Below are 20,859 nucleotides of genomic sequence, written 5' to 3' on the forward strand. Positions count from 1 at the left end.
TATCACTAATTGATTGGTAAGATGAGCGCAATCAACCAGCCCATTAACAAATGGTATTCTATTTTGAAACTACAAGACATCCTTTCTCTCCCAGAACTTGACGGTAAACTACTAAACCTAGCAAAAACTCAAGGCTTTGTAACAGCGATGGCTGCAGCGCCAAACGTATTAATGCCTCAAGAGTGGTTGCCATTCTTATGGGGTGGAGAAGAAACAGCGCCATTTACTGACGGTGAACAACTAGAGCAGTACATTGACGAGATTGTACAAATGTGGAACCAAACTCGTCCCGCTCTCCTAGAAGGCACTTGGCAGTGGCCTGCAGGGTGCGCGCTAGATGAGCAAGACATTGTAACAAGTCAGGCTCGCGATTTCTGTGAAGGTGTATTACAAGGCTGGCAACTTGCGCGTGATGACTGGGAAACGTTGATGCCTGAGGATAGCGAAGATAATGCCCTACTCGGTGGTCTTTTACTTTCTCTTACTATGCTTTACGACCCAGAAACAACCATTGAAACATTGGCCGAACAAGGTATGGAAGGCTTAGAGCAGTTTGAAGAGATCTTCAATGCAATGCCAGTGATGTTATGTGGTCTTACCCAGCGCGGTGTTGCATTAGCTGAAGAACAATAGACGCAACGCTGTCGACCATCAAGATTGAACGGCTGAATAGACAAAAAGCTCTCCAAATGGAGAGCTTTTTTGATCATGTTAAAATTACATGTGGAATATACCGCGCCATATCTTGAGTCACTAAGCTACTGTCTTCCCTAATCGAAATACCGGCAGCTCTATCATTGACCAACCAACTGCCAATTAACGTATGGTTGTGCCCAAACTTAGGTAGTGGATGGTATTGCTGGACGATATTGAATTTAGATTCATAAGGCCCTGACGTTTTAACAAAACGTTTTCCATCGATGACGATCTCGATGTTCGCGCCCTCTCGAGAAAATAGTGGCTTGATGACATAATCTCTCATAGTGTTCGCTTTTGAATCGTTAGCAAAATAAGCGGGCAAAAGGTTCGGGTGGTTAGGAAAACGCTCCCACAATAACGGTAAAAGTGCTTTATTGGATAGAATCGACTTCCACATCGGTTCTAACCAGTTTACGTTCGCAGTCGCTAAGTACTTCGCATATTCCTCTTCAAACATAAACTCCCAAGGGTAAAGCTTAAACATCCAACGAATCGCTCTGTCGTCAGCATCCACAAACAGACCATCTTCCGTCACTCCAATATCTTCGACATGCACGAATGCCGTTGCTAACCCTGCCTCTCGCGCGCAATCCTCTAAATACTGGACAGTCCCTTTATCTTCTTCAGTGTACTTGCAGCAGCTAAAGTGAAGTGTTTGTCCTGGTTGGTATTTTGCTATTTCGGCAAAGCGCTCGATCAAAAAGTCTTGAAGAATATTGAATTGATCCGCGCTCTGGTGAACTCGACCTTTATTTACAACATCTTCTAGCCACACCCACTGCCAAAAGCCAGTTTCAAACAAGCTGGTTGGCGTATCCGCATTGTTTTCCAGTAATTTTGCTGGCGAGGTCCCGTTGTACGCGAAATCCAGCCGCGAATAAAGCGAAGGTTCGCTTCGTCTCCATGAAGAAGCGACCTGCTCCCACATAGATTCAGGGATCGCACATTGCGTCAGCAACCGCTCACTCCGAACGACTTCATCCACAATAGCCAGGCACATCTGATGCAGCTCTTCAGTGGGCGCTTCTATATCGCGCTCAATTTGCTCCAGCGTGAATTGATAGTAAGCACTCTCATCCCAATACGGTTGGTCATACATGGTATGGAAACCAAAACCAAACTGGCGTGCTAATTCACGCCAGTTTTCGCGCTCTTGTATTTCTCGTCGAAACATAGTGCTTTTTAACCGCCTCGACTGACCGACACCGCTTTACCAAACCCGCCTCGAGACATCGCCCTGCCAATGGTGCCGCCACCACGTTTATTAAGGCTATTCGTCGCAACTTTGGTCGGCTGATTTCGGTAGGAGCCAAAGAATTGTCCTGCTCCATTATAGAATTTGGATTTATAACGGTACATCGGCTCTGAGTAATAGCTCTTGTTATAACCTTTCAACCCGCTTAATGAGCGACTGTAAAAAAAACCGCCAAAGTTAGGTACATAAGCTCGGGAACTGGAACTGTAGTAACAATCATCCTCGTAGAAATCATTCTCGCATTCGAACTCGCTGCGGTAGCGAGGGGCATTTTGTTCGGCACGAGCTAAAGCTTCTTGGTATGCAATGTCACACTGTTCACTAAACTCAGGCGAGTTAGATTTACACTCATCAGCATCAGAAAAAATGTACCCTTCTGTTTTTGACTCGTACGTAGCAAAGAAGAAAATACCACCAAAGGCAGCAAAGGGAAGAATTTTCCCAAGCTTTAAGCTTTTGTCCATGGAAGAACGTTTAACGTTAGAACTCCGCTTCATCGTTCCTCCTAGTAGGTCATGCACGCGGCATTCAATACGCCAACCGAAACAGAAACTGCGGCTAATACAATACCGGCTGGCAGCTCATCTTTTTCGATACGCTCTGCCACTTTCGGAAGTAAAATAAAGCGTACAATTGCAAATGCGATAATTTGAGCAAGCATTGCAACAACGCCCCACACCATAAAATCGACGATATTGACCGAGTTTTTTGCCGCCCCCGAAATCGCGAGACAATAACCAAGGAAGGCCCCACTTAGCGCAATCGCTGCTGCTGTATTTTGTTTTTCTTTGATCAGATGCCACTCATCGTATGGCGTCAACTTGACGTAGATGAACTTAAACGCCAATACAAAAATAATAGAAACAGAGAAATAGAGTAAAAAGTTTGGGAAGCCTGCTAACAGGCCGGCAATCATGTGCATTATTGTTCCTTGTTCATTTCTTTCCAGGCAAAATCTTCAATACGTTCATCTGCAATGTAAAACAGCTTGGTACTCGCGGGTACTTCAGCATCTAAATCTGGGTTGAGTTGAATACCATCGCCAATATCAAAAGCAATCAGCGTGGCATGATGGCGTCTTTTGAGAAAAACGAAGAGATTCTCAATAGTGGTGGCAGACTGACCCTCGGGATAAATAACTGAGTATTGCGTCATACCTCGTGTTGAAGCCAAAAGCTCCTGATGAAGCGCACTTGAGCCCGGGTCAACCGCCGCTTTTGCCAACATTTCTGCGCCAACAGCAGGTATGCATTCCGCTTTCGGGCAATGCTGACTTAGAAGTCGGCCTAGCGCTTCATCTTTAAAGTAAGCGACCAAATGAGCGGAAGGGTTTACAGATGCGCAGTATAGAGCGGCTGACAAGGTAATGTCGTCCGAGAGATTATCCACAATAATGCAAGCGGCTTCGGCAATATTGGCGTTTTTCATTTCTTGCGAATCGGTATAACTGGTCACTTTGATAAAACTGATTTCGCCAGGTAACGGGTTCTCTATTTCTGAACGGCTGCATAAAACAATCGGACGCTTTCCCTCTTCTTCATGTTGTAACATGCGAATAAGGTGCATCGTTCTCGATCCATTCCAGCCCAACAATACAATATGGTTTTCCACTCTTACTCTCCGTTTTCCTAAAATACCCGCTCGCCAATAGTCCATCGCTGCTCCAGCGACACGCCCCAATAATGCGGCGAATAAGCTCAAACCGCCGGGGATTACAAATAGTACGACAACCCATTTACCCAAATCTGTTACTGGAGAATGGTCGCCATAACCCACCGTACTCGCCGTAACCATGAGGTAATAGATAAAGTTAGCGAAACTGTCTGTTAATGCTGTTTCACCAGCGAGAACCAGCAGCCACCATGAAAGGCTCACATATAAGCCACTAAAGATGAGAAGGCTTCGGTTGCTCAATTTAAAAAGGTGGGAACTAAGCCACTTTTTAACTACTAACCACACCGCCATAAATTTATGACCTCGATATTCATTGATTGCATCAATAGTAACTCATTGATAGTAAGACACAAAAAAACCAGCCATATTCGGCTGGTTTTTGAGATTTACTTTCAGTTACGCCTACTTTTTAAGCATTACCTTTCACTTGCATATTTAGCTGCTCAGCAAAATCTAGCATGCGGTTAAGTGGTATAAGGGATTTAACACGCAGTTCTTCGTCAACAAAAATCTCGTGCTCTTCACCACCTTCACTAAGCGCTTTCTCAATTGCTTTCAAACCGTTCATTGCCATCCAAGGACAGTGTGCACAGCTGCGACATGTTGCGCCTGCACCTGCGGTTGGCGCTTCGATAAGTTCTTTCTCTGGCACAAGTTGCTGCATTTTAAAGAAAATACCTTTGTCTGTCGCAACGATCATTTGTTTGTGAGGAAGCTCTTTCGCTGCTTTGATCAGCTGACTCGTTGATCCAACGGCATCGGCAAGTTCTACGACGCTTGCTGGTGACTCAGGGTGAACCAAAATAGCCGCATCTGGATATACGCTCTTCATTTTTCGTAACGCATCAGCAGAGAACTCATCATGAACCACACACTCACCCTGCCAAAGCAGCATATCTGCGCCAGTTTTGTTAGCGATGTACGATCCTAGGTGACGGTCTGGTCCCCAAATAATTGGCTTATCTTCAGCGTCTAAGTGTTCCACGATTTCAAGCGCAATGCTCGATGTAACGACCCAGTCGGCACGGGCTTTAACCGCTGCTGAAGTATTTGCGTAAACTACAACCGTATGATCAGGGTGAGCATCACAAAACTCGCTGAACTTATCCGCTGGACAGCCAAGGTCGAGCGAACATTCCGCTTCCAACGTTGGCATTAGAATGCGCTTTTCTGGTGTCAGAATTTTGGCCGACTCGCCCATAAAGCGAACACCACCAATAATCAATGTACTTGCAGGGTGACGATTACCAAACTTCGCCATTTCCAACGAGTCACCAACAAACCCGCCAGTGTCTTCTGCTAGGGCTTGAATCTCAGGGTCGGTATAGTAGTGCGCGATAAGTACCGCATCTTTTTCTTTGAGTAACTTTTTAATACGCTCAATGTAAGATGCTTTTTCTTCTTCGCTTAATGGAACTGGTTTCGGTGGGAATGGGTAAACAGTGTCGATTTTATCTAATATATGGCTCATTGCTCTTGCTCTACGCAACTTCCTTTAATCCGAGTATTGTAACCTCGTTAATTTTCAAAAACCAACTTGTCGCGGGGATTTCTAGCGGTCTAGCCGTATATCTTTGTTACAGGTAGCATTTCCGAGTAGCGAAATTCGGTGCAACATAAGGTCAGAGGCTCTGCATCATTGCTATCGACTTAGCCGTTCTGCACCAACAGAAAATGGAAAAGAAAAAGGAAGCCGAAGCTTCCTTTTCAAAACATAACGTCTTACAGCTTAGAGCTGGCAAGTTTTGCAGATGCACTACCTGGGTATTCATCAACCACTTGTTGGTAGTACTTTTTCGCTTGAGCTGCATTGTTATTACGCTCAGCGATTTCGCCTAACTTAAGCAACGCATCGGCTCGCTTATTGGAGTCTTTATAAGACACCACAGCGGCAAAACTTTTCACTGCATCCTCATCCTGCTTTTTAGCGAAGTACAACTGACCTAACCAGTAGTGAGAATTCGCTGAATATGTAGAATCAGGATAATCTTTCTGGAACTGCTGGAACGCTGCAATTGCACCAGTGTAATCACGCTTTTTGAGAATGAGGTCAACTGCATTCTGATATGCCGTTTGCTCATCAACATTTGGAGTGTACTGGCCACCTGTTTTCACAGGTTGTGCTTCTTGTGCAGGTGTGGATTTTATCTCTCCACGAACACGATCCAGCTCGACAAACAACTCACGTTGACGTTGCAACATTTGTTTCATTTCGTAGCTATTTCGCTCTAATTGACCACGCAATTCACTGATCTCTTGTGACATTTGGTCAATTTGCTGTTGCATTTGGAGCTGAACGCGATTGCGATTTTGTAGCAAACGTTCTAGACGCTCTACTTCCGTTTCAGATGAACGGCTCTTAGAGACGGATGATGTGCTGTTGAGATCGGATACTGGAGCTGGTGCAGCGAACGCAAAGTTCGCTGCACTTGCCAGTAACGTAAGCGCAACAGCGCGCTTAGTGTTACTGAACATGAGGATTACCTCGAATTAGTATACTAGAACCGCGCGACGGTTCTTAGCGTAAACTTCATCTGATTGACCTAGAAGAAGTGGCTTCTCTTCACCGTAGCTAACGATTGAGATTTGGTCAGCTTGAACACCTAGTGCTTGTAGGTAGTTCGCTACTGCTTGTGCACGACGCTCACCTAGAGCAATGTTGTACTCAGGTGTACCGCGCTCATCAGCGTGACCTTCGATAGTTACGTTAAGTGCTGGGTTCTTGCTTAGGTAAGAAGCGTGAGCCGCTAGCATCTCTTCGTAATCTGCTGCAATTGTTGAGTTGTCAAAAGCAAAGTAGATTGTTTGAGTTTCACGTAGCGCTTGCTCTTTTAGCTCTTGCTCTGTCAACTGACCGCTTTGATCAATTGGCGTAGCTACTGTTGTTTCAACTGCGCCATTGTTGTTTGTTGCTGCACCAGTGTTAGAAGCAGCGTCGTCGCTTGAACTACACGCTGTAACAGCCATTACAGGAAGCGCGATTAGTAGCCCTTTTAGAACCTTGTTCAGTTGCATCTTATTTTCCTTTATTAATCAAACTTATTACTACAAAAACGGTGACCATGCAGGCGCTCGAACACGCCCATTTGTTGCCGGTAATCTAGCTTTGAATCGACCATCAATTGACACCATCGATAGTACGTTTTTCTTGTTGTAAATCGAGCTATACACAACCATGCCACCGTTTGGGGCAATACTAGGAGACTCATCAAGCAAGGTCTTAGTTAAGACTTGAAGAGCACCAGTTTCCAAATCTTGTTTCGCCAAATTAAATCCTGCGTTGCTGCGGTTCACCATAACTAGGAATCGCCCATCAGGAGTAATCTGACCACCCAAATTTTGGCTGCCTTGCCAAGTCAAACGGTCAATAGAACCGCTGCCCAAATTTACTTGATAAATCTGTGGTTTACCACCCCTATCCGATGTGAAAATCAACGATTTTCCATCCGGATGCCAGAACGGTTCCGTATTATTTGATCTGCCACGCGTAATTTGCGTCAGCTTACGAGTGTTAAGGTCAAACGTATAAACATGAAGCGAGCCTGTTTTAGAAAGAACAATCGCTAACTTATTGCCATCTGGCGAAAATCTTGGCGCACCATTGTGACGTGGGTATGAAGTAATTTTCTCACGTTCACCGGTGTAGATGTTCATGATGAAGATTTCTGCTTGGCCATTTTGGAAGCTAACATACGCAAGCTTTTTACCATCTGGTGACCACGCTGGTGACATTAATGGTTGCTTAGAACGTAAAACCAGACGCTCATTGTAGCCATCGTAATCAGCGACTCGAAGTTGGTAAGGGAAACGGTCTTTATCGTTCACTACCACATATGCGATACGAGTCATGAAAGCGCCACGGTCGCCAGTTAACTGTTCATACACCAAATCAGAGATACGGTGAGCGTACTCACGCATACGAGGCCCTTGAACAGTGGCTACTTTATTGAACAGCACATGATCTTTTGACAGAACCAATTCACCGTCACTACCAAGCGCCTTACTCTTCCCACCTGTTAACTGACCACGCACAATATCAACAAGTTGATAGTTGATAACGTAGTCACCTTGGTCGTTTTGCTTGATTGAACCAGTCAATAGCGCATCCACACCTAAATTGGTCCAAGCATCAAAATTAACTTCTGATTCACTGAACGGTGTTTGTGGCATTTTGCTCGTTGGAACTGGGCTGAATTTACCACTACGTTGTAAATCCGAGGCGATAACAGCAGAAACATCCGTTGGAAGCGCTTGTGTGCCCTCCCACTTAAACGGAACAACAGCAATTGGTCGTGCTGAATCAATACCATCGGTAATGACCAACTCTAATGCGGCATTCGCCACATTTGTCATACTGCTAAACAGTACAAACATTCCTAGTAAAAGGCGTCTAATCACGTCTTATTCCTTTTAGTCCAAAGCAACAGTTATGTTGATGTCTTTTAGTCTTTCATTGACCGCTGATTCTGAAGATTTAGGGAACGTCCCTACCTGAGCTATTGCTCGCTTCGCCGCAGCACATACTCGAGTATCGCCACTCAAAACGGTAACACCAGAGACCATCATATCAGTTCCTGTCGGAATCAATTTGATGTTTACCCTACACTCCTTTCCCAGCAAGTAGTCATCCTTAATCAGCTTTTGCTGAATATTTTGAGTATAGATGGATGACATACGAGAAAGTTCGTCGTCAATAAATTGATTGCGCGCAGCACTGTTTTTACTGACCTCATCCTCGAGACCCGCAAAAATATCATCTAACGCGGCTTCTTGAGCTTTACGCTCACGCTCGGCACGCTCAGCTGCTTCTCTCGCTTTACGCTCTCGCTCCGCTGCCTCTTTTGCCGCTTTCTCTTTTGCAATGCGCTCTTGTTCAGCTTTTTCAGCAGCTTCACGCTCACGACGTGCTTTTTCTTCCGCTTCTTTTGCTGCTTTTTCACGAGCCAAACGTTCTTGCTCAGCTTTTGCTATAGCCGCTTCTTTTGCTAAACGCTCCTGCTCAGCTTTACGCACGGCTTCTTCTTTTTCCTTGCGCTCTTTTTCTAGCTTAGCAGCTCGCTCTTTTTCTTTGCGAACACGTTCTTCTTCCTGCTTGCGCTCTTGCTCTTTTTTCTTACGTGCAGCTTCTGCTTCTCGCGCCGCTTGAGCATCTTTCGCTTGCTGCTCTTTCAACTTGCGAATTTGCTCTTCTTCAGCTTTGCGGTTTTTTTCTAGCTGCTCTGCTTCGCGTCTCAGTTTATCAAGACGCTCTTGTTCTTTTTTCGCTGCCTTTTCGCGTTGCTGGCGAATTTCTTTCGCTTGTTGCTGCACAAGTTTTGGATCGATGACAACAGCTTGAACCATTTGCCCTGTAGGCTCTGGTTTAGACATGTTGAAGTCCGTCCCCCAAAGCAGGGCTGCAACTAGAATTGCATGCAAACCAACCGATATTGCTATCGGTTTGGCGTATTGGTTGGGTTTCTTCTTGTGATCTTTCATAGATAATTGATGTCTATTCCCTGATATCGGTCATTAGACCTACCTTAGGGATACCAGCTCGACTTAGTTCATCTAGCAATAGAACAACATCGGCATATGGTGTTGCCGCGTCGCCACCTACCGCAACTGGTGAATCCGGCTTAACCTCTCGCTCCGCTTTCACTCGCACAATAACATCTTGCAACGACAAACCTCGCTGAACTTCTTCATCATTTACGCTTAGGCCTAAATTACCCTCGCTATCAATTTCGATGATAATAAAGCTACTGTCAGTCTCGCCAGCAAGGTCTTGCATAGATTCTGCGGTCGATGTTTTCGGAAGATCAACGTCGACGCCTTGAGTCACAAATGGAGCGGTCGCCATAAAAATGATCAACAGTACGAGCATTACGTCGATATACGGAACAACGTTGATCTCCGCTGTCATTTTTCGCTTTTTAGGTTGATAACCCGCCATGCTTTATTCCTTATCCGCGCTGTCTCGGCCAGCCATCGCTTGACGATGAAGGATGCTGTGGAATTCTTCAGAAAATGTTGCGTAAGTGTGCTCTAGTTTACTCACTTTATTGCTTAGGCGGTTGTACGCCATTACTGCCGGAATAGCCGCAAATAGACCCATCGCTGTCGCGATAAGTGCCTCCGCGATACCCGGTGCAACCATAGACAGCGTAGCTTGCTTTACTTCACCCAGCGCAATAAAGGCGTGCATGATGCCCCAAACGGTACCAAATAGGCCGATATAAGGGCTTATAGAACCGACTGTTGCCAAAAACGGTAAGCTTGTTTCTAGCTCATCAACTTCACGAGAAACAGCAACGCGCATTGCGCGACCAGTGCCTTCCATGATGTAAGCTGGTGAATTTGCGTTGCTCTTACGTAGGCGAGCAAACTCTGTAAAACCTGCGTAGAAGATTTCTTCTGTGCCTTCAATTTCGTCTTTACGCGCTTTTACTTTTTGGTAAAGCTGAGAAAGATCAGTACCCGACCAAAATTTGTCTTCAAACTGCTCTGCATTTTTTGATGCTTGAGAAAGCACTTTGCTGCGCTTGATGATCATTGCCCATGACACAATTGACATGCCAAGCAACGTCAGCATCACAAGCTTTACCAACAGACTGGCCTGAAGAAAGAGATCTAAAATGGAAATATCAGCAGTCACTATTTGTTAGCTCCGAATTTATAAAGGTTGGAATAGCTATTGGTTTCATTTTCTTATTATCGATACATGCTACCTTAACCGAGGCCTTGCACAATATCTTGCCTTGATCATTGACCAACTCTTGACAGAATTGCAGAGAAGCACGTTTTATTTCTGACACTCGGGTTACGACTGTCAGATGCTCGTCCAGCCTAGCCCCTTGGTTGAAATCGATATCCATGTGTCGGACAACAAAGCCGATATTTTGTTCCAGTAACACATGTTGAGAAATGCCTTTAGCACGTAACATCTCTGTCCGTGCGCGCTCAAAGAATTTTAGATAATTAGAATGATATACAACACCGCCCGCATCAGTGTCTTCATAGTACACGGTGATCGGCCAGTGAAAGAGATTTGATGTGCCTTGCAAGGGAGTACCAATATATTCAATTCTTTAAAGTAATTACTATAACTGAAGCGACAGCAATTGGTACCGAGCTAAGGAAATATTTTTGAAATTTGTAGAAAAAATAAAAGCTAGGCGAGATACCTAGCTTTTATTCGGTGATTTAGTAACCGACTTTATTACAGCATATTTCAGCCTAAATGAAATAAAGTGCCGTTAGATAAATTAAGATAGCTAACGAGAAATAAGGACTAAACAAAACTTGCCAGTACCAGTTTCTTGGCTTGAAGCCCACCCCATACACCATGCTTGAACATACAGACCAAATCAGTGCTGGTGCGATGATTGAGTTAAAACCACCAATTGCTTGATGGTAAGCTTCAGGGTCCCACATCACCAATCCTACGTGCATAAAGCCAAGGATGAGAGATAAGACTCGTAGCAGAGTCTTATCCATTGGTGCGTGAAGTTTCGCTACCTTATCAGCGAGGTTACTCACTGTCTTTATCCATCATTTCTGAGTGCTCTAGCCAAAGAGCGTTGATGATACCGAATGCACAAGCAAGTAGTACACCTAGAATCCATGCGAAATACCACATAGTAAATGCTCCTTAGTAAAGTGAGTTTTTGTTGTCTTCAATGTACTGGTCATCAAGGCGACCAAACATCTTGTAGTAAGTCCAAGATGTGTAACCAAGGATGATTGGCACCATAACAAACGCAACGCCTGTCATTAGGTTCAGAGTCAGCTCAGATGACGTTGCATCCCACATTGTTAAGCTGTGGCTTGGCATTAAGTCTGAAGGCATGATGAATGGGAACATCGCAAAACCTGCAGTAAAGATAACACCAGCAACACCCAAGCTTGAAGTAATGAACGAAATCGCACATTTTTCAAGACGAGATGCCAATACAGCGAGAAGCGGCATTGCAACACCTAGTACAGGAGCAGCCCATAGTAATGGGTAGTTTTCAAAATTCTTCATCCACGCACCAGCTTCACGGATAACCTCTTTGTTTAGAGGGTTAGAAGCAGCGTTAGTGTCGATACCGCCAACAATGACGTAGCCATCGATATTTTGGATCCAGAAACCAGCCGCTACAAACGCAGCAACCGTCAGTAAACCAGCCAACTGAGCAACGTTGCGCGCACGCACATGCACTTCGCCTGTTGTTTTCATTTGTAGCCAAGTAGAACCTTGCATCAAAATCATGAACAAGCTTACTAGACCACACAACAGTGCAAATGGGTTTAGTAGACCAAAGAATGAGCCATGGTATGTTGGCATCAAGAACTCACTCAATTGGAACGGTACACCTTGTAGAAGGTTACCAAACGCCACACCAAAGATGATTGGCGGAACAAAACCACTGATTGAGATACAGATATCCCAGGTATTGCGCCATTTTGGATCTTCGATTTTAGAGCGGTAGTCTAGGCCCAGAGGACGAAGCCATAGCGCTGCTAGTGTCAAAATCATCGCTAAGTAAAAGCCTGAAAATGACGTTGCGTAAACCAAAGGCCAAGCTGCGAACAGTGCACCACCAGCAGTGATAAGCCAAACTTGGTTACCATCCCAGTGAGGAGCAATTGAGTTAATCATGACACGGCGTTGCGTGTCGTTTTTACCGATAATAGGTACAAGCGCGCCTACACCCATATCGAAGCCGTCTGTTACTGCAAAACCAACTAGTAGAACACCGATTAGTATCCACCAGATGAGTCGCAAGATTTCGTAATCAAACATCTTGTTATCTCCTTACCTTACGCTTCTACTTGGCGACTAACTTTGTCTTCAACAGAGTCAGCATTTTGCTCGAAGTGGTAGCGACCCGTTTTCAGGCTACTTGGACCTTTACGAGCGAATTTCAACATTAGGTAAACTTCTGCAATCAGGAATACCGTGTATAGCGCCAGAATTGCGAAGAGTGAAGTCCAGATTTCACCTGCAGTTAGTGCAGAAGCTGCAACATGCACTGGTAAAATTTCACCTACAGCCCAAGGTTGACGGCCGTACTCAGCGACGAACCAACCCGCTTCAATTGCAATCCAAGGTAGTGGAATGCTAAATAGTGCAGCTTTTAGAATCCATTGTTTCTGCTCAATCTTCTGACGACACGTTTGGATAAACGCCGCACCAAAGACAAACAACATGATGAAGCCACAAGCAACCATGATACGGAATGACCAGAATAGCGGCCATACTGTTGGGATTGAGTCGTCCGCAGCAGCTTGGATTTGCTCTTCTGTTGCATCAACAACATTGTCTGTGTAGCGTTTTAGAAGTAGACCGTAACCTAGGTCACCTTTCACTTCATCAAACGCAGTCATGTTTTCTTCTGACTTATCGCCCGCACGAAGCTTCTCTAGAAGTTCATAAGCGTACATGCCGTCACGAATACGATCGACGTGTTCATCACGTAAATCACGAAGACCTGTTACTTGCTCATCAAAAGAACGTGTCGCGATAATACCCATTACGTAAGGGATCTTAATTGCGTAATCGGTATGCATCGTTTCCTGGTTAGGAACACCAAATAATGTAAATGCGGCAGGTGCAGGTTCAGTGTGCCACTCTGCTTCAATTGCAGCGAGTTTCACTTTTTGAACTTCACCAAGCTCGTAGCCAGATTCGTCACCAAGAACGATGGTAGATAAGATAGCAGCAATACCGAAAGATGCAGCGATAGCAAATGAACGACGAGCAAACGCAATGTCACGACCTTTTAATAGGTAGTATGAACTGATGCCTAGAATAAACATTGCGCCACAAGTGTAACCAGAAGCAACCGTATGCACGAACTTAACCTGAGCAACTGGGTTTAGTACAACCTCAGAGAAGCTCACCATTTCCATTCGCATGGTTTCGAAGTTGAAATCTGCGCCTACTGGGTTTTGCATCCAGCCGTTTGCGATAAGAATCCAAAGAGCAGAGAAGTTAGAGCCTAGTGCCACAAGCCAGGTAACCGCTAAGTGTTGGCGTTTAGATAGACGATCCCACCCGAAGAAGAATAGACCAACAAAAGTTGACTCCAGGAAGAATGCGACAAGTGCTTCGATCGCTAGCGGTGCACCGAAGATATCACCTACATAGTGGGAGTAGTAAGACCAGTTCGTACCAAACTGGAACTCCATGGTAAGGCCTGTCGCCACACCAAGTGCAAAGTTAATACCGAATAGCTTACCCCAGAACTTGGTCATGTCCTTATAGATTTGCTTGTTCGTCATTACGTACATCGATTCCATAATGGCCAGAAGGAAGGCCATACCAAGGGTCAATGGTACGAATAGGAAGTGATACATCGCTGTCAGTGCAAACTGCAACCGCGATAGATCAACTACGTCAATCATGGTAACTCCTATGTGTCGGCTGAATGACACTCTCTACATATTGCAATCCATATTCAGGTGTTATTTACACTTGAAAAATGTTGAATTATCACAACTCATTGTTGCAAAAATGTGCTTCATTGGTTAGTTAATTGTTAAGCATCAGCTAATATAGCTGGGGCTAATATTACTTGTAAAAACAGATTGTTTCAAAAGGTTTATAGCCGTAACGCGCTTTGATATACATCAATGTTTATGCGCGGAATTTGCACAAAAATCCATCACATTGATCTAGATCAACCAGTATTGGATACGGATGTTAAGAGAGAGTAATCAGGAGAGAAATTAACCAGTTGCAAGCAAACATCGAGTTAACAATCAATGCTTTTTACTTACTAAACCAGTATGAGAAAAAATTCAAAAAATGTGAGTTTGGTCAACTTTAATGAAGCGCTGGGCAACAACGGCCCAGCGAGGGAATCTTATTTTTCAATTCCGAAATGCAAATACGCACGATCTGTCGCGATTCTTCCACGCGGAGTGCGTTGTAAATAACCTTGCTGAATAAGATAAGGTTCAAGAACGTCTTCAATAGTGTCCTTTTCTTCACCTATCGCCGCTGCCATGTTGTCGAGCCCGACCGGACCACCACCAAATTTTTCCATAATCGCGAGTAGTAGCTTACGGTCCATGTAATCGAAGCCTTCGGCGTCCACATCAAGCATATTCAACGCCTTATCGGCAACATCGGCACAAATGTGACCATTGCCTTTTACTTCCGCATAATCACGAACACGGCGTAGCAAACGGTTAGCAATACGTGGTGTGCCACGCGCACGTCTTGCCACTTCCAATGCACCTTCAGGTTCCATTGATAAACCTAAACAATCCGCGCTTCGCTGCACGATATCTTGGAGGTCTTTTATCTTATAAAACTCAAGGCGCTGAGTAATACCAAAGCGGTCGCGCAATGGTGACGTCAAAGAGCCCGCTCGGGTCGTCGCACCAATTAACGTAAACGGTGGTAAATCGATCTTAATAGAACGAGCGGCCGGACCTTCACCGATCATAATATCCAGTTGATAATCTTCCATCGCCGGATATAGCACCTCTTCAACCATCGGACTCAAGCGGTGAATCTCATCGATGAACAACACATCGTTTTCTTCAAGGTTGGTTAACAGCGCGGCCAAATCGCCTGCTTTCTCAAGTACAGGGCCTGAAGTAGTGCGAATGTTCACTTCCATTTCATTGGCAACGATATTCGCAAGTGTGGTTTTACCCAAACCTGGGGGACCAAAAATCAAAAGGTGATCAAGTGCTTCGCTACGTAACTGAGCAGCTTTAATGAAGATCTCCATTTGGTCACGGACATGGTCCTGACCTTGGTAATCCGCTAATTTTTTTGGCCGAATAGCACGATCAATGACATCTTCATCACGAAAGGCAGGGTTTTCTGGCGCGATTAAACGATCGGCTTCAATCATCTTTTTACCTTGAAAAATGGTTACCTGAGAGAATAATGCCGCTCGTTTAACAGCAAGTGGCATATTTCTATATCTCGTCATCCTGTACAGCGACGAAGGAGCGTGATACAGGATCTTCTATCCGAGCGATTTATGGTCAAATTGTTTCATTAACCGCTCAGCGTGCTGCTATTAGATTCCCAGTCTCGCCAGGCTCGCTGGAATGACACAAAAAACATCGTTAAGCGATTGGCATTAACCTTAGAGAATGAGTTATCTTGAACAAATGTTCACTGTGCAACCAGCGTTACACCATTGATTTTAGAGCTTCACGGATCATTTGCTCACTGCTCATGTCCGGTTTAGCGATCTGAGATACCACTTTCGACGCTTGAGTCGGCTTGTAACCTAGAGCTAGAAGAGCACTGATTGCCTCTTCTTCTGCGTTGTTGGATGTTGCACCAGAATCCGCAGGAGCAGCATCCGTAAATGGCGTAAATAGATCGCCAGCGCCCCACCCTTTCAAGCGGTCTTTCATTTCAACAACCAATCGCTCTGCGGTTTTCTTGCCAACGCCTGGAAGCTTAACCAGCGTAGAAACGTCTTCATGTTCCACACAAGTAACAAATTGCGTTGCTGTCATACCAGAGAGAATACCAAGACCGAGTTTAGGACCAACGCCATTGGCTTTGATCACTTCACGGAAAAGTGCTCGTTCTTTTACTGTGTTGAAACCGTATAGCAATTGCGCATCCTCACGGACAACAAAGTGAGTATAAATAATGGCTTCTTCGCCAACATTTGGCAGTTCGTAAAAACAGCTCATTGGCATCTGGACTTCATAACCAATGCCATTAACTTCAATTAATACTTCAGGTGGTTGTTTTTCAATCAGTATGCCACGAAGACGTCCAATCACTATAAATACTCTTTGGAAATGAATTTGCGACAGGATAATAAAGAACTGGATAGACATCCAGTTAATTTTAACGGTAGCGCCCTTTTCTGGCACTGGTTGCTTTGCCCGCTAACGCAACGAGAGTCTTGTTAGTATTGGCATGACAAATCGCCACACCTAAAGCATCGGCTGCATCCGCTTGAGGCTTGGCGGGCAATTTAAGCATCTGCTGAACCATATGCTGAACTTGCGCTTTGTCCGCGCCACCAGTGCCGACGACAGCTTGCTTAATAAGACGAGCCGCGTATTCAAATACCGGCAACTCCGCATTCACCGCAGCAACAATTGCACTGCCACGAGCTTGGCCAAGTTTTAGCGCTGAATCCGCGTTTTTGGCCATAAACACTTGCTCGATCGCGAAAACGTCCGGTTGAAACTGGGTAATGATTTCCGTGACGCCTGCATAAATCTGTTTAAGCCGACCCGGAAGTTCTTTTTCTGAAGTACGAATGCAGCCACTACCAAGGTATTGCAAGTGGCGTCCATTTTGACGAATGACCCCATAGCCGGTAATGCGCGAACCTGGGTCAATGCCCAAAATAATTGACATGAATGTTCCTAAAAATGAGGCCTAATTCGGCCTCAGTCTTTTTATTATTACTTGCTAACTTCGGAGCAAATACCGCTCCCGACACCTTGAGTTTAATCTAGCGTAGCCGCAACGTCGTCAGAGATATCACCATTGTGATAAACCTCTTGAACGTCGTCCAGATCTTCCAAAGCGTCAATCAAACGAAGTAGTTTTGGCGCAGTATCCGCGTCCAAATCTGCTTTCGTAGATGGGATCAGCGACACCTCAGCGTTCTCTGCCTCAAACCCTGCGGCATCAAGAGCATCTTTTACGAGTCCAAAGTCGCCTGGGGCCGTGTAGACATCAATCGAGCCATCTTCTGCCGTTTCAATGTCATCAGCACCACTTTCTAATGCTACTTCCATTACCGCATCCTCATCTAAACCTGGGCCATATGAAATCACGCCTTTCTTGTCGAAAAGATAGTTGACGCTACCATCCGTCCCCAGATTGCCGCCTGACTTTGAGAATGCATGGCGTACGCCAGATACCGTACGATTTCGGTTATCCGTCATACATTCGACCATGACCGCCGTACCACCTGGACCATAACCTTCATAGATCACGGTTTCCATGTTGTCGTCGCCTTCACCACCAGCACCTCGGCTGACAGCGCGGTTGACAGTGTCACGTGTCATGTTGTTAGACAGTGCTTTATCAATTGCTGCTCGCAAACGTGGGTTATTTTCTGGCTCACCGCCCCCCTCTTTTGCCGCAACAACGATTTCACGGATTAATTTAGTAAAGATTTTGCCGCGCTTCGCATCTTGCGCTGCTTTACGGTGACGAATATTCGCCCATTTACTATGACCAGCCATAATTCACCTTTTAATGTATTTTGACGCTTAATAACAAAACATGTTCTAAAAAGCGTTGCTTGGGAAATTGCTTTGGAAGTTTCTTGGGTTTATTTAAACAAAAACTCCCGCAGTTGCGGGAGTTTTCTTAAAATGTTGTGCGCTTATTCTGCGTCTTTTTCTTTCGCTGCAGTTACTGAGATTGCTAGCTCTTCTAGCGCTGCTGGGTTCGCAATACTTGGTGCGTCTGTTAGTAGACACGCCGCTGCTGTTGTTTTAGGGAACGCGATAACATCACGGATGTTCTCTGTGCCACATAGCAGCATTACTAGACGGTCTAGACCAAATGCAAGACCAGCATGTGGAGGCGTACCGAATTTCAGCGCATCAAGCAGGAAGCCGAACTTAAGCTGTTGCTCTTCAGGTGTGATACCTAGAATATCAAATACGGCTTCTTGCATATCTGCGTTGTGGATACGAACAGAGCCGCCGCCCACTTCGTAGCCATTTAGAACCATATCGTAAGCGTTAGAATTTGCCGCAGCTGGGTTTGCTTTTAGCTCTTCTGCAGTCACACCTAGAGGCGATGTGAATGGGTGGTGCATCGCGTGTAGGTTACCTTCGTCATCTTCTTCGAACATTGGGAAGTCAACAACCCATAGTGGAGCCCATGCAGACTCATCCGTTAGCTCTAGGTCTTTACCTAGTTTCAAACGTAGCGCACCCATTGCTTCTGCAACGATACCCGCTTTATCAGCGCCAAATAGGATAATGTCACCAGATTCCGCTTGAGTACGATCTAGAATGCCGTTGATCACGTCTTCATTTAGGAACTTAGCGACTGGAGATTGGATACCTTCCATGCCCGCTGCACGGTCATTAACCTTCATCCAAGCTAGACCTTTCGCACCGTAGATGCCAACGAATTCACCGTAGCCATCAATTTGCTTACGAGTCAGAGAAGCGCCACCTGGAACGCGAATAACGGCAACGCGGCCTTTTTCGTCGTTTGCTGGACCTGAGAATACTTTGAACTCAACGTCTTTCACTAGGTCAGCAACGTCTACTAGTTCCAGTGGGTTACGTAGGTCTGGCTTGTCAGAACCGAAACGACGAATCGCTTCGCTGAACGGCATTACTGGGAATTCACCTAGGTCAACGTTTAGTAGCTCTTGCCACATTTCACGAACCATTTTCTCAGTCGTTGCACGAACTTGGTCAGCCGTCATGAATGACGTTTCGATATCGATCTGAGTGAATTCTGGTTGACGGTCAGCACGCAAGTCTTCATCACGGAAACACTTAACGATTTGGTAGTAACGGTCAAAACCAGACATCATTAGAAGCTGTTTGAATAGCTGTGGAGACTGAGGAAGCGCGTAGAAGCTGCCTTTGTGAACACGGCTAGGTACTAGGTAGTCACGAGCGCCTTCTGGTGTCGCTTTTGTTAGTACTGGTGTTTCGATGTCTAGGAAGCCGTTGTCATCTAGGAAACGACGAACAAAGCTAGACGCTTTAGCACGTAGCTTGATGCGGTCGCTCATTTCTGGACGACGTAGATCTAGGTAACGATACTTCAGGCGCTGCTCTTCAGAGTTCTTTTGGTTGAAGTCTAGAGGCAGAACATCAGAACGGTTGATGATTTCAAGACCTTTCGCAAGGATCTCGACTTCACCTGTTGCCATGTCTTTGTTTGCTTGGCTCTCTGGGCGAACGCGCACTTCACCCGTTAGTTTGATACAGAATTCATTACGAAGTGTGTTCGCCACTTCATACGCATCCGCCATATCTGGATCAACAACTACCTGAACGATACCTTCGCGATCTCGCATATCAATAAAAATAAGACCGCCTAAATCACGACGACGGTTAACCCAGCCGCAAAGTTCTACAGTTTGTCCTGCAAGGGACTTGTTCAGGTGACCACAGTAATGGGTACGCATAATGAAATTCCCAATCTCTCAAATGTTGTTAACTACGCTCTGTCAGCCTCATTGCTAAGCAGAGTAAAGATTCAGTTATACGCTGAATGTCCACGAAAATCGACTACTCAACATACAATTACGTGTGTTTTATCATTCACTGGTGCTTTTTAGTACAACAAATGTTCAAAAGCGCACCAAAGCGAAAAAATTGGGGAAGATTATAGCGTGAAATTACCTATTTCAGCAAAACTCTCGTAAAGTATTCACACGAGTAGCAAGCAGTAAAGAATAATGGATAACTTACCTCTTCGACTTGGATTGACGATGTGGTCGCACAATCAATGGCAACAAAGTTTTTACGGCAGCGGGACAAAGCCCGCTGAACGTTTAGAAAGGTATGCGCAAGTGTTTCATACCGTGGAAGGCAACACGACATTTTATGCCACACCGACGCTCAATACAGTGCAAAACTGGAGAGCCGCAACCCACGATGATTTTCGCTTTACTTTCAAACTTCCTAAAGCCATCACTCATGAGCAAATGCTAAGAGGTTGCAGCGAACAACTGAGAGACTTCATGAAAGTCATGGAGCCTTTGCATTACCGTGTGGGCCAATGGACAATTCAATTGCCAGCCGCATTTGGTCCTGAGCACCTTGATCGGCTGAAAAAGTTCTGTGCGAGCTTTCCACCTAACTTCCCTCTCGGTGTTGAGGTTCGCCATATGGCATTTTTCTCCAAAGGCGAAGAAGAGCGAGCACTTAACCAATGGTTAGTAGAGAATAATATTGACCGCATTATTATGGATAGCCGCCCAGTCTTTGCCGCTAAGCCCGACAATGAGGCGATTATTGATGCACAAATGAAAAAACCACGAGTACCTGTTCACGCCATTGCTACCGCTTCACACCCTTTGATTCGCTTTATTGGTCATCCAGAAGAACAGCAAAATTACGAGTTTTTTAAACCATGGCTCAACAAGTTGCCACAATGGATTGCCGAAGGTAAACAGCCATATGTCATGATCCATACCGCAGACAATATAATTGCGCCAGAGTTGGCCGCAAACCTATATAAAGACATACAAAAGCGTATCACGCTCCCTGAGTTAGCACCTTTCCCTGCTGACGATGGCAACTCGCAGTTACAGATGTTCTAACGC

Annotated in this window: 23 protein-coding genes; 2 read left to right on the forward strand and 21 right to left on the reverse strand. The window is 45.2% G+C overall.

Annotation, left to right across the window (positions count from 1 at the left end; genetic code table 11):
• The first annotated feature begins 21 nt into the window (after positions 1-21).
• Positions 22-633 (forward strand): YecA family protein, encoded by a 612-nt coding sequence (locus R7O13_RS10625; RefSeq protein WP_203345782.1) that lies wholly within the window; start codon positions 22-24, stop codon positions 631-633.
• 73 nt (positions 634-706) lie between these two features.
• Here the strand turns inward: R7O13_RS10625 and R7O13_RS10630 are convergent, their stop codons facing one another.
• The 21 genes from R7O13_RS10630 to aspS form a co-directional block, all read right to left on the reverse strand.
• Complete coding sequence (locus R7O13_RS10630; protein WP_042522104.1) at positions 707-1,873, reverse strand: glutathionylspermidine synthase family protein; 1,167 nt, start codon at positions 1,871-1,873, stop codon at positions 707-709.
• 8 nt (positions 1,874-1,881) lie between these two features.
• Positions 1,882-2,451, reverse strand: coding sequence for a DUF1190 domain-containing protein (locus R7O13_RS10635; protein WP_025766906.1), 570 nt, complete (start codon positions 2,449-2,451; stop codon positions 1,882-1,884).
• Positions 2,452-2,459: 8 nt separating this feature from the next.
• Positions 2,460-2,876, reverse strand: coding sequence for a DUF350 domain-containing protein (locus R7O13_RS10640; RefSeq protein ID WP_005378281.1), 417 nt, complete (start codon positions 2,874-2,876; stop codon positions 2,460-2,462).
• Positions 2,876-3,919, reverse strand: a complete 1,044-nt coding sequence (locus tag R7O13_RS10645) for a potassium channel protein (protein WP_017635053.1) — start codon at positions 3,917-3,919, stop codon at positions 2,876-2,878. Before R7O13_RS10645 ends, R7O13_RS10640 begins: the two co-directional genes overlap by 1 nt.
• A 118-nt stretch (positions 3,920-4,037) precedes the next feature.
• The gene (gene nadA / locus R7O13_RS10650; protein ID WP_064367997.1) at positions 4,038-5,099 is read right to left on the reverse strand and encodes a quinolinate synthase NadA; all 1,062 of its coding nucleotides are present in this window, start codon (positions 5,097-5,099) and stop codon (positions 4,038-4,040) included.
• Between the two features lie 251 nt (positions 5,100-5,350).
• Positions 5,351-6,103, reverse strand: coding sequence for a tol-pal system protein YbgF (gene ybgF / locus R7O13_RS10655; RefSeq protein ID WP_005378285.1), 753 nt, complete (start codon positions 6,101-6,103; stop codon positions 5,351-5,353).
• Between the two features lie 15 nt (positions 6,104-6,118).
• Positions 6,119-6,643, reverse strand: a complete 525-nt coding sequence (pal, locus tag R7O13_RS10660; RefSeq protein WP_005378293.1) for a peptidoglycan-associated lipoprotein Pal — start codon at positions 6,641-6,643, stop codon at positions 6,119-6,121.
• 30 nt (positions 6,644-6,673) lie between these two features.
• Positions 6,674-8,026 (reverse strand): Tol-Pal system beta propeller repeat protein TolB, encoded by a 1,353-nt coding sequence (gene tolB, locus R7O13_RS10665; RefSeq protein ID WP_005387925.1) that lies wholly within the window; start codon positions 8,024-8,026, stop codon positions 6,674-6,676.
• 12 nt (positions 8,027-8,038) lie between these two features.
• Positions 8,039-9,106 (reverse strand): cell envelope integrity protein TolA, encoded by a 1,068-nt coding sequence (tolA, locus tag R7O13_RS10670; protein WP_042522108.1) that lies wholly within the window; start codon positions 9,104-9,106, stop codon positions 8,039-8,041.
• A 13-nt stretch (positions 9,107-9,119) separates the two neighbouring features.
• Positions 9,120-9,563, reverse strand: a complete 444-nt coding sequence (locus R7O13_RS10675; protein WP_005378298.1) for an ExbD/TolR family protein — start codon at positions 9,561-9,563, stop codon at positions 9,120-9,122.
• Positions 9,564-9,566: 3 nt separating this feature from the next.
• Positions 9,567-10,265 (reverse strand): protein TolQ, encoded by a 699-nt coding sequence (tolQ, locus tag R7O13_RS10680; RefSeq protein ID WP_005378301.1) that lies wholly within the window; start codon positions 10,263-10,265, stop codon positions 9,567-9,569.
• Positions 10,255-10,674 (reverse strand): tol-pal system-associated acyl-CoA thioesterase, encoded by a 420-nt coding sequence (gene ybgC, locus R7O13_RS10685; protein ID WP_017820044.1) that lies wholly within the window; start codon positions 10,672-10,674, stop codon positions 10,255-10,257. The genes tolQ and ybgC overlap by 11 nt, the downstream gene beginning before the upstream one ends.
• Positions 10,675-10,846: 172 nt before the next feature.
• On the reverse strand, positions 10,847-11,149 hold the full coding sequence (gene ybgE, locus R7O13_RS10690; protein ID WP_005378304.1) for a cyd operon protein YbgE: 303 nt from the start codon (positions 11,147-11,149) through the stop codon (positions 10,847-10,849).
• Positions 11,142-11,249 (reverse strand): cytochrome bd-I oxidase subunit CydX, encoded by a 108-nt coding sequence (cydX, locus tag R7O13_RS10695; protein ID WP_000270284.1) that lies wholly within the window; start codon positions 11,247-11,249, stop codon positions 11,142-11,144. The genes ybgE and cydX overlap by 8 nt, the downstream gene beginning before the upstream one ends.
• 12 nt (positions 11,250-11,261) lie before the next feature.
• Positions 11,262-12,398: a cytochrome d ubiquinol oxidase subunit II gene (cydB, locus tag R7O13_RS10700; RefSeq protein WP_318303819.1), complete on the reverse strand. Its 1,137-nt coding sequence runs from the start codon at positions 12,396-12,398 to the stop codon at positions 11,262-11,264.
• 17 nt (positions 12,399-12,415) lie between these two features.
• Positions 12,416-14,002, reverse strand: coding sequence for a cytochrome ubiquinol oxidase subunit I (gene cydA, locus R7O13_RS10705; protein ID WP_005378311.1), 1,587 nt, complete (start codon positions 14,000-14,002; stop codon positions 12,416-12,418).
• Between the two features lie 461 nt (positions 14,003-14,463).
• Positions 14,464-15,468: a Holliday junction branch migration DNA helicase RuvB gene (ruvB, locus tag R7O13_RS10710; RefSeq protein ID WP_005378312.1), complete on the reverse strand. Its 1,005-nt coding sequence runs from the start codon at positions 15,466-15,468 to the stop codon at positions 14,464-14,466.
• Positions 15,469-15,754: 286 nt separating this feature from the next.
• Positions 15,755-16,366, reverse strand: a complete 612-nt coding sequence (gene ruvA, locus R7O13_RS10715; protein ID WP_005378313.1) for a Holliday junction branch migration protein RuvA — start codon at positions 16,364-16,366, stop codon at positions 15,755-15,757.
• A 67-nt stretch (positions 16,367-16,433) separates the two neighbouring features.
• The gene (gene ruvC / locus R7O13_RS10720) at positions 16,434-16,955 is read right to left on the reverse strand and encodes a crossover junction endodeoxyribonuclease RuvC (protein WP_005387909.1); all 522 of its coding nucleotides are present in this window, start codon (positions 16,953-16,955) and stop codon (positions 16,434-16,436) included.
• A 92-nt stretch (positions 16,956-17,047) separates the two neighbouring features.
• The gene (locus R7O13_RS10725) at positions 17,048-17,794 is read right to left on the reverse strand and encodes a YebC/PmpR family DNA-binding transcriptional regulator (RefSeq protein WP_005378402.1); all 747 of its coding nucleotides are present in this window, start codon (positions 17,792-17,794) and stop codon (positions 17,048-17,050) included.
• 143 nt (positions 17,795-17,937) lie between these two features.
• Positions 17,938-19,716 carry an aspartate--tRNA ligase gene (gene aspS, locus R7O13_RS10730; protein WP_054576383.1) on the reverse strand — a complete coding sequence of 593 codons (1,779 nt, stop codon included), beginning with the start codon at positions 19,714-19,716 and terminating at the stop codon, positions 17,938-17,940.
• A 273-nt stretch (positions 19,717-19,989) separates the two neighbouring features.
• On the opposite strand from aspS, the gene R7O13_RS10735 reads away from it, so the two are divergent.
• On the forward strand, positions 19,990-20,856 hold the full coding sequence (locus R7O13_RS10735) for a DUF72 domain-containing protein (RefSeq protein WP_054576382.1): 867 nt from the start codon (positions 19,990-19,992) through the stop codon (positions 20,854-20,856).
• Positions 20,857-20,859: the final 3 nt, after the last annotated feature.

The organism is Vibrio sp. Y176, assembly GCF_033438945.1.

What these genes read in the sequence shown, in the direction of transcription:
- R7O13_RS10675 (WP_005378298.1), bottom strand. Translation starts at nt 9,563, where the DNA reads ATGGCGGGTTATCAACCTAAAAAGCGAAAAATGACAGCGGAGATCAAC.
- ruvC (WP_005387909.1), bottom strand. Translation starts at nt 16,955, where the DNA reads ATGTCAATTATTTTGGGCATTGACCCAGGTTCGCGCATTACCGGCTAT.
- R7O13_RS10625 (WP_203345782.1), top strand. Translation starts at nt 22, where the DNA reads ATGAGCGCAATCAACCAGCCCATTAACAAATGGTATTCTATTTTGAAA.
- R7O13_RS10630 (WP_042522104.1), bottom strand. Translation starts at nt 1,873, where the DNA reads ATGTTTCGACGAGAAATACAAGAGCGCGAAAACTGGCGTGAATTAGCA.
- aspS (WP_054576383.1), bottom strand. Translation starts at nt 19,716, where the DNA reads ATGCGTACCCATTACTGTGGTCACCTGAACAAGTCCCTTGCAGGACAA.
- R7O13_RS10735 (WP_054576382.1), top strand. Translation starts at nt 19,990, where the DNA reads ATGGATAACTTACCTCTTCGACTTGGATTGACGATGTGGTCGCACAAT.
- ybgF (WP_005378285.1), bottom strand. Translation starts at nt 6,103, where the DNA reads ATGTTCAGTAACACTAAGCGCGCTGTTGCGCTTACGTTACTGGCAAGT.
- nadA (WP_064367997.1), bottom strand. Translation starts at nt 5,099, where the DNA reads ATGAGCCATATATTAGATAAAATCGACACTGTTTACCCATTCCCACCG.
- pal (WP_005378293.1), bottom strand. Translation starts at nt 6,643, where the DNA reads ATGCAACTGAACAAGGTTCTAAAAGGGCTACTAATCGCGCTTCCTGTA.
- R7O13_RS10645 (WP_017635053.1), bottom strand. Translation starts at nt 3,919, where the DNA reads ATGGCGGTGTGGTTAGTAGTTAAAAAGTGGCTTAGTTCCCACCTTTTT.
- ruvB (WP_005378312.1), bottom strand. Translation starts at nt 15,468, where the DNA reads ATGATTGAAGCCGATCGTTTAATCGCGCCAGAAAACCCTGCCTTTCGT.
- R7O13_RS10725 (WP_005378402.1), bottom strand. Translation starts at nt 17,794, where the DNA reads ATGGCTGGTCATAGTAAATGGGCGAATATTCGTCACCGTAAAGCAGCG.
- R7O13_RS10640 (WP_005378281.1), bottom strand. Translation starts at nt 2,876, where the DNA reads ATGCACATGATTGCCGGCCTGTTAGCAGGCTTCCCAAACTTTTTACTC.
- cydB (WP_318303819.1), bottom strand. Translation starts at nt 12,398, where the DNA reads ATGTTTGATTACGAAATCTTGCGACTCATCTGGTGGATACTAATCGGT.
- cydA (WP_005378311.1), bottom strand. Translation starts at nt 14,002, where the DNA reads ATGATTGACGTAGTTGATCTATCGCGGTTGCAGTTTGCACTGACAGCG.
- tolA (WP_042522108.1), bottom strand. Translation starts at nt 9,106, where the DNA reads ATGAAAGATCACAAGAAGAAACCCAACCAATACGCCAAACCGATAGCA.
- R7O13_RS10635 (WP_025766906.1), bottom strand. Translation starts at nt 2,451, where the DNA reads ATGAAGCGGAGTTCTAACGTTAAACGTTCTTCCATGGACAAAAGCTTA.
- cydX (WP_000270284.1), bottom strand. Translation starts at nt 11,249, where the DNA reads ATGTGGTATTTCGCATGGATTCTAGGTGTACTACTTGCTTGTGCATTC.